Genomic DNA, 12752 nt, shown 5'->3' with positions numbered 1-12752 from the left:
TAAGCCATGCGCATGGCCATTTGCTACCTTGCTCAGTGAATGCTCGACGCCAGCTCGAAGATCGGCATGTACATGAGGATCACGATCAGCCCGATCAGCAGGCCGATGAAGGTCATCAGCAAGGGCTCGAACAGTTTGACGAACCACTCGACCCAGCGGCCGATCTCCTGGTCGTGGAAGTCCGCGCAGCGTTCGAGCATTTCGCCCAGGTTGCCCGACTGCTCGCCGGCGCGCAGCAGGCGTAGCGAAACCGGCGTGACCAGTTGCCCGGCCTGCAGCGCATCGGACAACGGCAGGCCTTCGGCGACCCGCCGGCTGGCCTGCTCCAGGCCTTCGGCCGCGCTGCTGCCCAGCAGCCCGCGGGCCATGCCCAGGGCGGTGAGGATGGGAATGCCGCCTTGCAGGAGGATCCCCAGCGAGCGGTAGAAGCGCGCCAGTTCGTACATCATCAGGCGCTGGTGCAGGGCCGGTAGCCGGCGCAGCAGGCGACCGGCGCCACGGCGCAGCGCCGGATGGCGACGCAGGGCGACCAGCGCGCCGATGCCGGCGAGCGTGCCCAGCCCGAGGGGCAGTTGCTGGGCATGCAGGAACAGGCCGATGCGCATCAGCACCCGCGACAGCCAGGGCAGCTCGGTGCCCATGCCCTCGAACACCAGGCTGAAGCGCGGCACCACATAGCCCAGCAGGAACAGCACCACGCCGCCGCCCACCAGCAACAGCAGCAGCGGGTAGACCGAAGCGCCGACCAGCTTCTGGCGCACCAGGTCCAGCCGCTGGCGATAGCCGATGTAGCGGTTCAGGGCGTCGCCCAGGGCGCCGGTGCGCTCGCTCGACTGCACCAGGGCCACGTACAGGGCGGGAAACACCCGTGGCTGCTGGGCCAGGGCCTGGGACAGCGAGCGCCCCTCATACAGCTGGCGCACCAGTTGCTCCAGGGTCTTGCGCGTGGCGCCGCCCGGGGCTTTCTCGGCCAGGCTCTCGAGGGCGTCGATCAGCGGCAGGCCGGCGCCGAGCAGGGTGGCCAGTTCCTGGCTGAACAGCATCAGGTCGAACGCCGCCGGGCGGCGGCGCAGGGCCAGGCCCTGGCGGCGCACGCTGAGCACGCGCAAGCCCTGGTCCTCGGCCTGGCGCCGGGCCTGGTCGCTGTCCTCGGCCTCGACCTGCAATTGCACCACGCCCTGGCTGCCCAGGGCCTTGAGCTGATAGCGCATGGCCGGGCTCCTCACTGCCAGCTGGTGATCTCGGCGTTTTCCCCGTCACCGCCGGGCTGGCCGTCCTTGCCCATCGACAGCAGGTCGTACTCGCCGCCGTTCTCGCCGGGCTGCTTGTAGATGTAGGGGCGTCCCCAAGGGTCCTGGGGCACCGCTTTCTGCAGGTACGGCCCCGACCAGCGTGCCTCGCCGCCGGGCGCGACCACCAGGGCCTGAAGGCCTTGTTCGCTGCTGGGGTAGTGGCCCACTTCCAGGCGATAGAGGTCCAGGGCCTTGCCCAGGCCTTCGATCTGCGCCCGTGCCACCTTGGCCTCGGAACGGCCCAGCTGGCTGAAGTACTTGGGCGCGACGATGCCGGCCAGCAGGCCCAGCACCACCAGCACCACCAACAGTTCGAGCAGGGTGAAGCCGCGTTGGTTGTGGATGTTGCGCTGCATGGTGAAACCCTCCAGTGCGTTTGCCCCTGCCATGCAACAGCCGTGCACGTCTGCGTCGGGCCCTTGCGCCGTGCGTGATGGCGGGCGGCACGGCGCTTGCGTCATAGCTGAAAAGCCCGGATCGACGGGGCATATCCCCCACATCGGGGGCCACTCTTGATCTTGTGCGACGGGAGGCGACCGACATGCGTGGACTGATCCTGGGACTGGCGGTGGGGCTGATGGCGTTTGGCGCCCAGGCCGATATCTACATCTCCAGCGATGGCAAAGGCGGCTTCGTGCTGTCCAACGTGCATCGGCCAGGACGGCACTATGAGCGGGTGATCCAGGAGAACGGGGTGGCTGGCGGGCCGGTCAACGCCCAGTTGGTCACCGGGAGGCCCTATGCCGACCTGGTGGCGGCCGCGGCCCTGGCCAACGGTGTGTCGCCGGCGCTGCTGCATGCGCTGATCAAGGCCGAGTCTGGCTACAACCCCAAGGCCCGCTCGGCCAAAGGGGCGGCGGGGCTGATGCAGCTGATGCCGGACACGGCGAAGGAGATGGGCGTGGCGGATGTGCTGGACCCGGCGTCCAACGTGCAGGGTGGGGCGCGCTATCTCAAGCGCATGCTCAAGCTGTTCGACAACGACATCACGTTGGCGGTGGCGGCCTACAATGCCGGGCCCGATGCCGTGCTCAGCCGGGGGCGGGTGGTGCCGCCGTTTGCCGAGACGCGGCGGTATGTGCCGGCGGTGTTGCGTGAGTATCGGTTGTTGCGGGGGTTGGCTGAGGATGCGCCGCTTTGATCGGGGTGGGGTTTCGAGGTGTTCGCCGTGAGTTTTGCAGCGCCTATGAGATCGAGCGCCGCCCGCGCGGCGCATCGCGACACAAGGCCGCTCCTACATCTGTTTCGGGCCAGTCAATCCTGTGCCATTACCTGATCCGCCTTGTTGGTACGACGCGGTTTCAGCGTGGGCATCACTGCCGCGCCACCTGTTTCAAGACATGCGCCAAGGCGGGCAACCATGACCTGACAGGTTCGGCAGGTTGCAACAAATGTAGGAGCGGCCTTGCGTCGCGATGCGCCGCGCGATCTCATAGGCGCTGCAAGGCATTCGGCGGACACCTGGCAGCCCCCACACGATCAATAGCCCCCCCAACACCCCATGCTTCCCCCAACTCTGGGCTATAACCTCTAGAGGTGCCCAGCCGCGGAGCCCGCCATGGACCTCGCCCCACGTCCCGACACGTTGCCGCCCGCCGACACCGGCCCGGCGCGCAAACCGTTCAACATGTTGCGCTGGTACGCCTGGGTGAGCCTGGCCATCATCCTCTCGGTGGGTGTCGGCCTGGGCCTGATCTCCAGCCGCTTCATCATCGACGAGAGCGTCGAGCGCGACGCCTTGCTCACCGCGCAGTTCATCACCTCCATCGCCGATGCCGAAGTGCGCCATGTGTCGATCCCCAACGTGCGGACCATGGGCGAGCTACTCGATCCGCGCACCGACCACGCCCTTTCGGACGTCGATCCCGAGGCCCGGCGCCGGGCCCGGGGCGAGTTCCTCGACCATATCGCCCACCTGCCGGACATGCTCCTGGCCAACATCTACGCCCCCGACCGCACGGTGATCTGGTCGAGCAACCCGGCGCTGATCGGCAAGCTGATCGAGTCGGACGACGACCTCGACCGGGCGTTCGAGTACAAGATGCGGGTGTCGGCCAGCTACCACGACTTCGAGCAGGCGCGCAGCGAACAGAAGTTCGTCACCCCGCCCGAGCAGCTGTTCATCGAAAACTACATCCCCCTGTTCGATGCCGACGGCGAACATGTCACGGCCATGGTCGAGATCTACAAGGAGCCCCACGACCTGATCGTGCGCATCGAGCACGGCCTGCTGCTGATCTGGCTGGCCATCGCCGTGGGCGTCGGCCTGGTCTATGTCGGCTTGTACGGCATCATGCGCCGCGCCGCCCGGTTGATGGCGGTGCAGCAGAAGCGGCTGATTGGCAACGAAACCTTCGTCGCCCTGGGCGAAGTGTCGTCGGCTGTGGCGCACAGCCTGCGCAACCCGCTGGCGAGCATCCGCTCCAGCGCCGAACTGGCCCAGGCGTTCGACGAAGGCCCGGCGCAGAAGAACATCAGCGACATCATCAACCAGGTCGATCGCATGTCGCAGTGGGTGCGCGAGCTGCTGCAGTCGCTGCGCCCGCTCGGCGACGAGGCTGTGCCGGTGGATGTGGCCCAGGCCCTGCGCGACAGCCTCCAGGCCCATGGCCAGGCGCTGCAACAGGGTGGTGTACGGTTGGTCCTGGCCGACCTGCCGACGGTCCGGGTGCTGGGCCAGCCGGCCTTGCTCGGGCAGATCTTCAACAGCCTGATCGCCAACGCTCTGGAATCGATGGAGGCGGGCGGAGAGTTGCGCGTGGAGGTGGTGCGCCACGACCGACGCACCCTCAGCCTGCGTCTATCGGATACCGGCAAGGGCATGAGCGAGCAGCAGCAGCGCATGGCCTTCCGGCCATTCTTCACCACCAAGCAGGGTGGCGTGGGGGTAGGGCTGATGCTGGTCAAGCGGATCATGGAGTGCTTTGGTGGTTCGGTGCGGTTGAGCAGTCGCGAGGGGATGGGGACACGGGTGCTGTTGAATTTTCGCGTCGCAGCAGTGTGATGTGTAACGGTAGAAATGTCTCTTAATGGATTGTTTTATAAGGAATTTATTGGATGTGGGTAGCAATTCCCCAAAAGTGGGGGGTTTTTCAACATTTAGCATTAACAAATTTATTTAAGTCTATGATTTATAATAAAAAATAGAATATTGAATGTGCTGGCTGAGTTTTTGCTAGACCTGATACAGGCCTGAGGCGGCATCGTCTGTCCGGGCTCAATGGAGTCACTTTGCTACCACCGGTAGCAAGGGCATGCCGATAGCCCTCATCGGCCCCAGGCGGGAGCGACGCGATGCAGACGCTCGAAAACGAAGCCCCAGACAAGCCCGGCGCCTCCGCCAGCGGGTTGGCCGCGCCGCTGCGCGAGTTCAACCTGCTGCGCTGGTTCTCGCTGGTCAGCCTGCTGATCATCGCCTCGGTCGCCGGCGGGCTGGGGTACGTCTCGACGCGTTTCGTGGTACGAGACAGCGTCGAGCGCGACGCCATGCTCACCGCCCAGTTCATCCAGGCCATGGCCCAGGCCGAGGTGCGTCACTCGCAACTGCCGCCGGGCATCACCATGGGCGAGTTGCTTGACCCGCGCCTGGACCAGCAACACCTGCAGTTCACCCCGCAGTTGGCGGAGTCGACCCGGGTCGAGTTTCTCGACCACGTCGAACACCTGCCCGACACCCTGCTGGCCAATGTCTACGCCCGCGACCGCCTGGTGGTCTGGTCGACCAACCCCAACCTGATCGGCAAGCGCATCGACGAGGACGACGACCTGGAGCATGCCTTCCACTCGCGCAAGGCGGTATCGGCCAGCTACCACAAGGCCGACGAGGACCGCGAGGAACAGAAGTTCCAGCGCGAGCCCCGGCACCTGTTCATCGAGAACTACATCCCGCTGTTCGACAGCCAGGGTGAACAGGTGCTGGCCATGGTCGAGATCTACAAGGAACCCCAGGACCTGGTGCGACGTATCCAGCGCGGCTATGTGCTGATCTGGGCCTCGACCCTGGTCGGCGGGGCGCTGATCTACTTCGGCCTGTTCTGGATCGTGCGCCGCGCCGCCAGCCTGCTGCACCACCAGCAGGACCGCCTGGTGGCCAGCGAGACCTACGTGGCCCTGGGCGAGATGTCCTCGGCGGTGGCCCACAGCCTGCGCAACCCGTTGGCCAACATCCGCTCCAGCGCCGAACTTGCGCAGGACATCGCCAGTCCGGCGGCGCAGAAGAACATTGGCGACATCATCACCCAGGTCGACCGTATGTCGCGCTGGGTCCGCGACCTGCTGGTGTCGCTGCGCCCGACCAGCGACGAAGCCGAGTCGGTGGACCTGGTGGCGGCCATCGAGGATGCGCGCCAGGCCTTCGCCCCGCAGATCGAGCGCAACGGCGTACGTTTCGCCTTCGACGGGCCGCCGGCGCAATGGGTGGCCAGCCAGCCGCTGCAACTGACGCAGATCCTCAACAGCCTGTTCGCCAACGCCCTGGAGGCCATGCCCCAGGGTGGCGAGCTGCGCGCCGAGGTGCGCCAGCTGGAGGGCCAGCAGGCCCAGCTGCAGCTCAGCGACACCGGCAAGGGCATGAGCGAGCAGCAGCGGCGCATGGTGTTCAAGCCGTTCTTCACCACCAAGCAGGGCGGGCTGGGTGTCGGCCTGGCCTTGGTCAAACGGATCATGGAACGCTTTGGCGGCGCGGTCGAACTGACCAGCCGCGAAGAGGAAGGAACCCGCGTCAGCCTGACTTTCAACATTGCAGCGGGAGGGGACCATGGAGCACAGCATCCTGGTGGTAGAGGATGATGAAATCCTTGCAGATAACATTCGCACCTACCTGGGCCTGAAAGGCTTCGAGGTCACGGTGTGCCACAGTGCGGAACTGGCGCTGGAGCAGATCAAGCGCGCCCAGCCGGACGCCGTGCTGACCGACAACTCGCTGCCCGGCATGAGCGGCCACGACCTGCTGCGCACGCTGGTGGCAAAGGCGCCGGAGCTCAAGGTGATCATGATGACCGGCTACGGCAACGTCGAGGACGCCGTGCTGGCGATGAAGGAGGGGGCGTTCCACTACCTGACCAAGCCGGTGGTGCTGGCCGAGCTCAAGCTGATGCTGGACAAGGCCCTGGCCGCCGAACGCATGGAGCGCACGCTGTCGTTCTACCAGGAGCGCGAGGCGCAGAAGTCCGGGTTGCAGGCGCTGATCGGCGAGTCGCCGGCCATGCTCGAGCTCAAGCACACCCTGCGCCAGCTGCTCGACGCCGAGCAGCGCATGGCCAGCGGCGACCTGCCGCCAGTACTGGTGGAGGGTGAGACCGGCACTGGCAAGGAGCTGGTGGCCCGCGCCCTGCATTTCGACGGCAGCCGGGCCAAGGGTCCGTTCATCGAGTTCAACTGCGCCTCGATTCCCGCCAACCTGCTGGAGGCCGAGCTGTTCGGCCATGAAAAGGGCGCCTTCACCGATGCCAAGGAACGTCGCGTGGGCCTGGTCGAGGCGGCCGACGGCGGCACTTTGTTCCTCGACGAGATCGGCGAGATGGACCTGGTGCTGCAGGCCAAGCTGCTCAAGCTGCTGGAGGACCGCACCATCCGCCGCATCGGCGCGGTCAAGGAGCGCAAGGTCGACCTGCGGGTAATCAGCGCCACCAACTGCAACCTCGAGCAGATGGTCCAGCAGGGCAAGTTCCGCCGCGACCTGTTCTTCCGCCTGCGCATCATCGCGCTCAAGGTACCGCGCCTGTACGCGCGCGGGCAGGATATCCTGCGCCTGGCCCGGCATTTCCTGGCCCACCACGGGCGGCGCTACGGCAAGCCCAACCTGCGTTTCTCGGCCGAGGCCGAGGCGCTGATGCTGGGTTACGGTTGGCCGGGCAATGTGCGCGAACTGCGCAACATGCTTGAGCAGACGGTGCTGCTGGCCCCCAGCGAGGTGATTGGCGCCCATCAGCTGAACCTGTGCCTGACCCTGGTCGACGAGCCGCCGGCGCAACCCGCGCAGGTGCTAGCGTTCGAAGCACCGCGCCACGAGCCTCCGAGCGCCGCCAGCCTGCCGGACATGGAGCGCGACATGGTCTGCCGCACGCTTGATCGCACCGACTGGAACGTCACCAAGTCGGCACGGCTGCTGGGGCTGTCGCGGGACATGCTGCGCTACAAGATCGAAAAACTCGGCCTGACCCGTCCAGACAAGCGCCAGTGGTGACCAGCCCAGCGCGATCCCTGTAGGAGCGGCCTTGTGCCGCGAAAGGGGTGCGAAGCGCCCCCAGGATTCGTGCATCAAGCCGATATCGCCGGGGCTGCCTTGCAGCCCTTTCGCGGCACAAGGCCGCTCTCATGGAACAAAACACAACTCTTTGATTTGACTGGGGCAGCGTGGGAGCGGGCTTGCCCCGCGATGCGGCGTTTGGCACCGGCTACACCGGTGATCGCGGGGCAAGCCCGCTCCCACGCTGGAACTCTGTTCCCTGCGCGACAGCGTAGCCCGAAGGGCTGGGCGTTCTCCTACAGGGATCGAGTAGCGTTATGGGCTCAAGGTTTCCCGCCAGTCCCTGATCCACCACCGTCACGCCCCATCCCCTCCGACCCGCTGTCGCCCATCCCCGGCAGGTCACGATCATCGTTCTGCTCAGCTGGCGGACTTTCCGGGTCATTGCCCTTGATCCGCGGGTCGGTATCCCGTGGCATGGGCTTCTCGATCGGGTTGAGGGTGCTGTCGACCCCCGGCTGTGGCGCCGGATTGTGCGGATCGTCAGGGTAGGTGGCGCCGGTACCGGCGGCGAAGGCCAGGGGCGAGGCGAGCAGGGCGGCGAGGAGGAAGGCGTGTTTCATGGGGCAGGCTCCTTTGCGACGGAGAAAGCGGCCCTGCCTGCGCAGGGCCTCTGTCTCACTTGGGCCTGTGGCCCGTCAGCAAGGTGCCATGACGGCGACCAACGGTCACACCACCAGCGACAGCAGCATGATGAAGATGATGCCCACCACCGAAAGGATGGTCTCCATCATGCTCCAGGTCTTGAAGGTCTCGGCCACGGTCATGTTGAAGTACTGCTTGACCAGCCAGAACCCGGCGTCGTTGACGTGGGACAGAATCAAGGAACCGGCGCCAGTGGCCAGCACCAGCAGCTCACGGTTGACCCCCGGCACCAGGTCGATCACCGGGGCGACGATGCCGGCGCCGGTGATGGTCGCCACGGTGGCGGAGCCGGTGGCGATGCGGATCACCGCCGCCACCAGCCAGGCCAGCAGGATCGGCGAGATCTCGGCCTGCACCGCCATCTGCCCGATCACGTTGCCGACGCCGGTGTCCACCAGCATCTGCTTGAAGCCGCCGCCGGCGCCGACGATCAGCACGATGGCGGCGGTGGGGGCCAGGCTCTGGTCGAGCATCTTCATGATCTGCTGGCGGTTGAAGCCGCGGGCCGAACCGAAGGTGTAGAAGGCCAGCAGCAGGGCGGCGAGCAGGGCGGTGATCGGATGGCCGATCAGGTCCATCCACTGGCGCACGATGTGCTCGGCCGGCAGTACCACGTCGGCGAAGGTTTTCAGCAGCATCAGCACCACCGGCAGCAGCACGGTGATCAGGGTCACGCTGAAACTCGGCAGGTTCTGCTGGTTCGACTCGCGGGCGATCTGGTCCATCAGCTCCTGGGACGGGTTGCCCGGGATGTAGCGCGAGATGAAGTTGCCGAACAGGGGGCCGGCGATCACCGCGGTCGGCAGGGCCACCAGCAGGCCGTAGAAGATGGTCTTGCCGATGTCGGCGTGGAAGATGCCGATCGCCAGCAGCGGCCCCGGGTGCGGCGGCACCAGGCCGTGCACCACCGAAAGGCCCGCCAGCAGCGGGATGCCGATCTTCACCAGCGACACGCCGGAGCGGCGGGCGACGATGAACACCAGCGGGATCAGCAGCACGAAGCCGATCTCGAAGAACAGCGGGATGCCCACCAGGAAGGCGGCGAACATCATCGCCCAGTGCACCTTCTGCTTGCCGAAGGCGCGGATCAGGGTCTGGGCGATCTGGTCGGCGCCGCCGGAGTCGGCCATCAGCTTGCCGAGCATGGTGCCCAGCGCCAGGACGATGCCGACGAAGCCGAGCACGCCGCCGAAGCCGTCCTGGAACGATTTCATCACCTTGGCCACCGGCATGCCGGAGGTCAGGCCGAGAAAGCCTGCGGCCAGGGTGAGGGCGACGAAGGGGTGGACTTTGAAATGGGTGATCAGCAGGATGAGCCCGACGATGGTGACCAGTGCGTCGAGCAACAGGAAGGTATCGGTAGCCAGTCCGAACATGGTTCGTGAACCTCGGTCTTTTCGTTGTTGTTTTGGTGTCGCGTGTCTTGCGTCATTGCGTCTTGAGAAGCATGGAGACAGCGCTGTCTTTGGTGAGCCGGAAAAACCGCCGGATCAGGCAGTCCGCGCCAGCGCCTGCTCACCGCAAGGCTTTAGCCATTGGTGCACGTCCTCGGCCAGGGTAATCAGCGGGCGGGTGGCATCCAGGGCCAGGGTCAGGGGCTCGGCGTGCGGCGGTTCCAGCGCGGCGAACTGGCTGTCGATCAGGCTGGCCGGCATGAAGTGGCCGGGGCGGGCCAGCACGCGCTTTTCCGCTTCCTGCGGGGTCAGTTCGAGGAACACGAAGCACAGTTCGGGCACGGCCTGGCGCAGGGTGTCGCGGTAGCGGCGCTTGAGGGCCGAGCAGGTCAGGATTGGGCGTTCGCCGGCGGCCAGGGTGTCTTGCAGCTCCTGGCCCAGACGCACCAGCCAGCCGGCGCGGTCGTCGTCGTCCAGGGGAATACCGGCACTCATCTTGGCGATGTTCGCGGCGGGGTGGAAGGCATCGCCTTCGATCAGGCGGCCGCCGCTGCGGGTGGCGATGGCGGCGCCGACGCTGCTTTTACCACAGCCGGCTACGCCCATGACCACGATCGCGGACAGGGAAGGGTTCATCTGTACCTCCTGCTGGGTGAGATAGCGCTGTCTTGGCCGGGACGAGCCGAAGGTCATGCGCCACCCTCCCGGGTGTTATTGATCTTGTCTTTGGCAGTATGGACGCTGAACGCATGCCTGCCAGGCTCTGTCCGAAATGTATCTGCACTCGCCCATACTGCGTTGAAACGGGGCTCGGAATGCTCATGTACTCCAGTACACTGCGCTTGCTCCCCCCGTTTCGCCTTGTCTGGCCTTCGCGCAGACACATTTCGTACAGACCCTACCAAGATTGCATTGCCTGCATTCAGAGACAGCGCTACCTTAGTGACCGTTCCCCATTCCTGCAAGCGGTAAAATTACAATACTCATGTCCCGCACTGGCTCGCGCACTACCGGTCGTCCCACCCTGGCGGAAGTCGCCAGGCTTTCCGGGGTTTCCCCCATCACCGCCTCCCGCGCCCTGCGCGGCGTCAGCACGGTCGCGCCGGAACTGGCGCAGAAGGTCATGGCCGCAGCGGCCAGCCTGGGCTACGTCGCCAACCCGGCGGCGCGTGCTCTGGCCTCGGCGCGCAGCCAGTCGGTGGTGGTGTTGATCCCGTCGCTGTCCAACCAGCTGTTCATCGATACCCTCGAGGCCATCCACGAGGTGATGCGCCCCCGTGGCCTGGAGGTGCTGATCGGCAACTATCACTACGATATCGCCGAGGAAGAGAACCTGATCCGCAACTACCTGGCCTACCAGCCGTGCGGCATGCTGCTCACCGGCTTCGAACGCAGCGACGCCTCGCGGCAGATGCTCGCCGCCAGCCGGGTGCCGTGCGTGCATATGATGGAGCTGGGTGGTGAGGCCGATGCCCTGTCGGTGGGCTTCTCCCAGCACGAGGCCGGGCGCGCCGCGGCGCGTCACCTGATCGAGCGCGGCCGGCGGCGCCTGGGCTTCATCGCCGCGCAGCTCGACCCGCGGGTGATGCAGCGCGCCGAGGGCTTCCGCCAGGCCCTGGCCGAGGCCGGACTGCAGGCGCCCGAGCTGGAAATGCTCGATCCGCAGCCGTCGTCCATCGGCCTGGGCGGCACGCTGTTCAGCCGCCTGCTGGCCAAGGCGCCGGACGTAGACGGGATCTTCTTCTGCAACGACGACCTGGCCCAGGGCGCGGTGCTGCAGGCGCTGCGCGAGGACGTCGAGGTGCCTCAGCGGGTGGCGATGGTCGGCTTCAACGACCTGCCGGCCTCGGCGCACATGGTCCCGCGCCTGACCTCGATCCGCACCCCGCGCGCGGCGGTCGGCCGCGGCGCGGCCCAGGCGCTGCTGGCGCTGCTCGACGGCAAGCGGGTGGCCACCGGGCAGCAGGACCTGGGATTCGAGCTGATGGTGCGGGAGAGCTCCTGAGAATTGAGCTGCGCTTTCTTGGGAGGGCGCACTGCGCGGCATTGCTCACTCTCAATTATTGAAGTTTGCTGGCCGGGCGAAGTCGCGGGACATCGCCTGCTGGGAGTGGCGCGGCGTTCGGCTTGCTCAAAAGCCATGAAAGCGCGTGACGATGCTGTACCAGAAACGCGACGGTTTGACCCCTGCCTTGCATGAACTGACCTTGGGGCAAGTGTCCTGTCTCAAAAAAAGCTGTTCACTTCTGGCGGCGCCTTGGCCGCATTCTTCGAGATGGGGCAGTAGCGCAAACCTGTATGTGAATACACGTCGGCCCTGAGGGCGATAGCCCGTGCGGTGTATACATCACTGGGCAAGCTATCAGATTTACCAGTTGTAAATGACCGAAGGAGGCCGGAACCTAAGATTTTCAGGTAGGGCTACCAAACATCATGGCTCCTCGACTTATGCAAGTGGACATCCTTGGGACAGTAATGCACGCCGTTGGTGGATCCAGCCTGTTGGCCTATACGGTCTATGGCCACGGCAACCTTGCAACTGAGCCATGCCTGCGATTCGGTGGCCAGCTTCGTGAATTGATCTCCGGTTATTACCTGCTGGGCAATGGCTATCGTGCGTACAATCCGGTGCTGATGCGGTTCAACTCGCCTGATAGCTACAGTCCTTTTGGGGCAGGCGGGGGGAATTGTTACATGTACTGTAGTGGGGATCCTGTTTCTCGGAGTGATCCGACCGGGCATATGGATGGGGTACCCATCTCAATAAGCAGGGCGTCTAAGAATACGTCGCTTACTACAATTGCTGAAAAAAGAAAAAGATTCCATGAAAGAACGAAGCCTGTCGATGACAATACATTCGTGCTAGGGCCCTCGGAGAAAAGAAAGTTATTCCATGAAAAAGGAAGGAGGAAGGCGGTCACTGAATCAGGGGAACGTTCAAGTGAAATAATCGTTGAGAAGGGAGTAGAGGTTGAGTTGGCGCCAAAAGTCTCATGTTCAAGCGCCTCTATGGATTCTGATAAAAAATCATATTCTTCCTCAAGCCCTTCAATTGACCTGATTGCTGTAAAGTCGGTGCTTGTTGCAAACGGGCCTGCCTCTAACTCCCCCAAAAATCCTAACAATCAGGGTTCCGCTGTCCGTGAGTCCAACAACTTTAGTCCTGTCTAGTCT

11 protein-coding genes are annotated in these 12752 nt (G+C 64.9%); 6 read left to right on the top strand and 5 right to left on the bottom strand.

Annotated features, from left to right (window positions below; translation table 11 throughout):
* Positions 1-32: 32 nt before the first annotated feature.
* Both ACZ899_RS06760 and gspG read right to left on the bottom strand, forming a co-directional pair.
* Positions 33-1211: a type II secretion system F family protein gene (locus ACZ899_RS06760; protein WP_234560995.1), complete on the bottom strand. Its 1179-nt coding sequence runs from the start codon at positions 1209-1211 to the stop codon at positions 33-35.
* Positions 1212-1222: 11 nt separating this feature from the next.
* On the bottom strand, positions 1223-1648 hold the full coding sequence (gspG, locus tag ACZ899_RS06755; RefSeq protein WP_203646760.1) for a type II secretion system major pseudopilin GspG: 426 nt from the start codon (positions 1646-1648) through the stop codon (positions 1223-1225).
* 185 nt (positions 1649-1833) lie between these two features.
* Here gspG and ACZ899_RS06750 point away from each other — a divergent pair, with 185 nt between their 5' ends.
* The 4 genes from ACZ899_RS06750 (at position 1834) to ACZ899_RS06735 (ending at position 7476) form a co-directional block, all read left to right on the top strand.
* The gene (locus ACZ899_RS06750) at positions 1834-2433 is read left to right on the top strand and encodes a lytic transglycosylase domain-containing protein (protein WP_203646759.1); all 600 of its coding nucleotides are present in this window, start codon (positions 1834-1836) and stop codon (positions 2431-2433) included.
* A gap of 417 nt (positions 2434-2850) precedes the next feature.
* A complete protein-coding gene (locus tag ACZ899_RS06745) occupies positions 2851-4296 on the top strand; it encodes an ATP-binding protein (protein ID WP_203646758.1) in 1446 nt (481 codons plus the stop codon).
* Between the two features lie 290 nt (positions 4297-4586).
* Positions 4587-6080: a sensor histidine kinase gene (locus ACZ899_RS06740; RefSeq protein WP_203646756.1), complete on the top strand. Its 1494-nt coding sequence runs from the start codon at positions 4587-4589 to the stop codon at positions 6078-6080.
* Positions 6049-7476: a sigma-54-dependent transcriptional regulator gene (locus ACZ899_RS06735; protein ID WP_234560994.1), complete on the top strand. Its 1428-nt coding sequence runs from the start codon at positions 6049-6051 to the stop codon at positions 7474-7476. Before ACZ899_RS06740 ends, ACZ899_RS06735 begins: the two co-directional genes overlap by 32 nt.
* Positions 7477-7802: 326 nt before the next feature.
* Here ACZ899_RS06735 and ACZ899_RS06730 read toward each other — a convergent pair whose 3' ends face one another.
* The 3 genes from ACZ899_RS06730 to ACZ899_RS06720 all read right to left on the bottom strand — a co-directional run bounded on the left by ACZ899_RS06730 (position 7803) and on the right by ACZ899_RS06720 (position 10214).
* On the bottom strand, positions 7803-8102 hold the full coding sequence (locus ACZ899_RS06730) for a hypothetical protein (RefSeq protein WP_234560993.1): 300 nt from the start codon (positions 8100-8102) through the stop codon (positions 7803-7805).
* A 105-nt stretch (positions 8103-8207) separates the two neighbouring features.
* Entirely contained in the window at positions 8208-9560 is a 1353-nt protein-coding gene (locus tag ACZ899_RS06725) for a GntP family permease (protein ID WP_203646753.1), read from the bottom strand.
* A gap of 114 nt (positions 9561-9674) precedes the next feature.
* Positions 9675-10214 (bottom strand): gluconokinase, encoded by a 540-nt coding sequence (locus tag ACZ899_RS06720; protein ID WP_186735161.1) that lies wholly within the window; start codon positions 10212-10214, stop codon positions 9675-9677.
* A gap of 349 nt (positions 10215-10563) precedes the next feature.
* Here ACZ899_RS06720 and gntR point away from each other — a divergent pair, with 349 nt between their 5' ends.
* Both gntR and ACZ899_RS06710 read left to right on the top strand, forming a co-directional pair.
* Positions 10564-11583: an HTH-type transcriptional regulator GntR gene (gene gntR, locus ACZ899_RS06715; protein WP_203646752.1), complete on the top strand. Its 1020-nt coding sequence runs from the start codon at positions 10564-10566 to the stop codon at positions 11581-11583.
* Between the two features lie 443 nt (positions 11584-12026).
* Positions 12027-12749 (top strand): RHS repeat-associated core domain-containing protein, encoded by a 723-nt coding sequence (locus tag ACZ899_RS06710; protein WP_234560992.1) that lies wholly within the window; start codon positions 12027-12029, stop codon positions 12747-12749.
* The last annotated feature ends 3 nt before the right edge of the window (positions 12750-12752 follow it).

This window comes from Pseudomonas sp. TE31087, from assembly GCF_057284075.1.
Note: the sequence above shows the minus strand (reverse complement) of the source record. Positions and strands in the feature narration are given on the sequence as shown.

Coding starts and splice junctions, on each gene's coding strand:
- ACZ899_RS06730 (WP_234560993.1), bottom strand. CDS start 8,102: ATGAAACACGCCTTCCTCCTCGCCGCCCTGCTCGCCTCGCCCCTGGCC.
- gspG (WP_203646760.1), bottom strand. CDS start 1,648: ATGCAGCGCAACATCCACAACCAACGCGGCTTCACCCTGCTCGAACTG.
- ACZ899_RS06735 (WP_234560994.1), top strand. CDS start 6,049: ATGGAGCACAGCATCCTGGTGGTAGAGGATGATGAAATCCTTGCAGAT.
- ACZ899_RS06720 (WP_186735161.1), bottom strand. CDS start 10,214: ATGAACCCTTCCCTGTCCGCGATCGTGGTCATGGGCGTAGCCGGCTGT.
- ACZ899_RS06745 (WP_203646758.1), top strand. CDS start 2,851: ATGGACCTCGCCCCACGTCCCGACACGTTGCCGCCCGCCGACACCGGC.
- ACZ899_RS06725 (WP_203646753.1), bottom strand. CDS start 9,560: ATGTTCGGACTGGCTACCGATACCTTCCTGTTGCTCGACGCACTGGTC.
- ACZ899_RS06740 (WP_203646756.1), top strand. CDS start 4,587: ATGCAGACGCTCGAAAACGAAGCCCCAGACAAGCCCGGCGCCTCCGCC.
- gntR (WP_203646752.1), top strand. CDS start 10,564: ATGTCCCGCACTGGCTCGCGCACTACCGGTCGTCCCACCCTGGCGGAA.
- ACZ899_RS06750 (WP_203646759.1), top strand. CDS start 1,834: ATGCGTGGACTGATCCTGGGACTGGCGGTGGGGCTGATGGCGTTTGGC.
- ACZ899_RS06760 (WP_234560995.1), bottom strand. CDS start 1,211: ATGCGCTATCAGCTCAAGGCCCTGGGCAGCCAGGGCGTGGTGCAATTG.
- ACZ899_RS06710 (WP_234560992.1), top strand. CDS start 12,027: ATGCAAGTGGACATCCTTGGGACAGTAATGCACGCCGTTGGTGGATCC.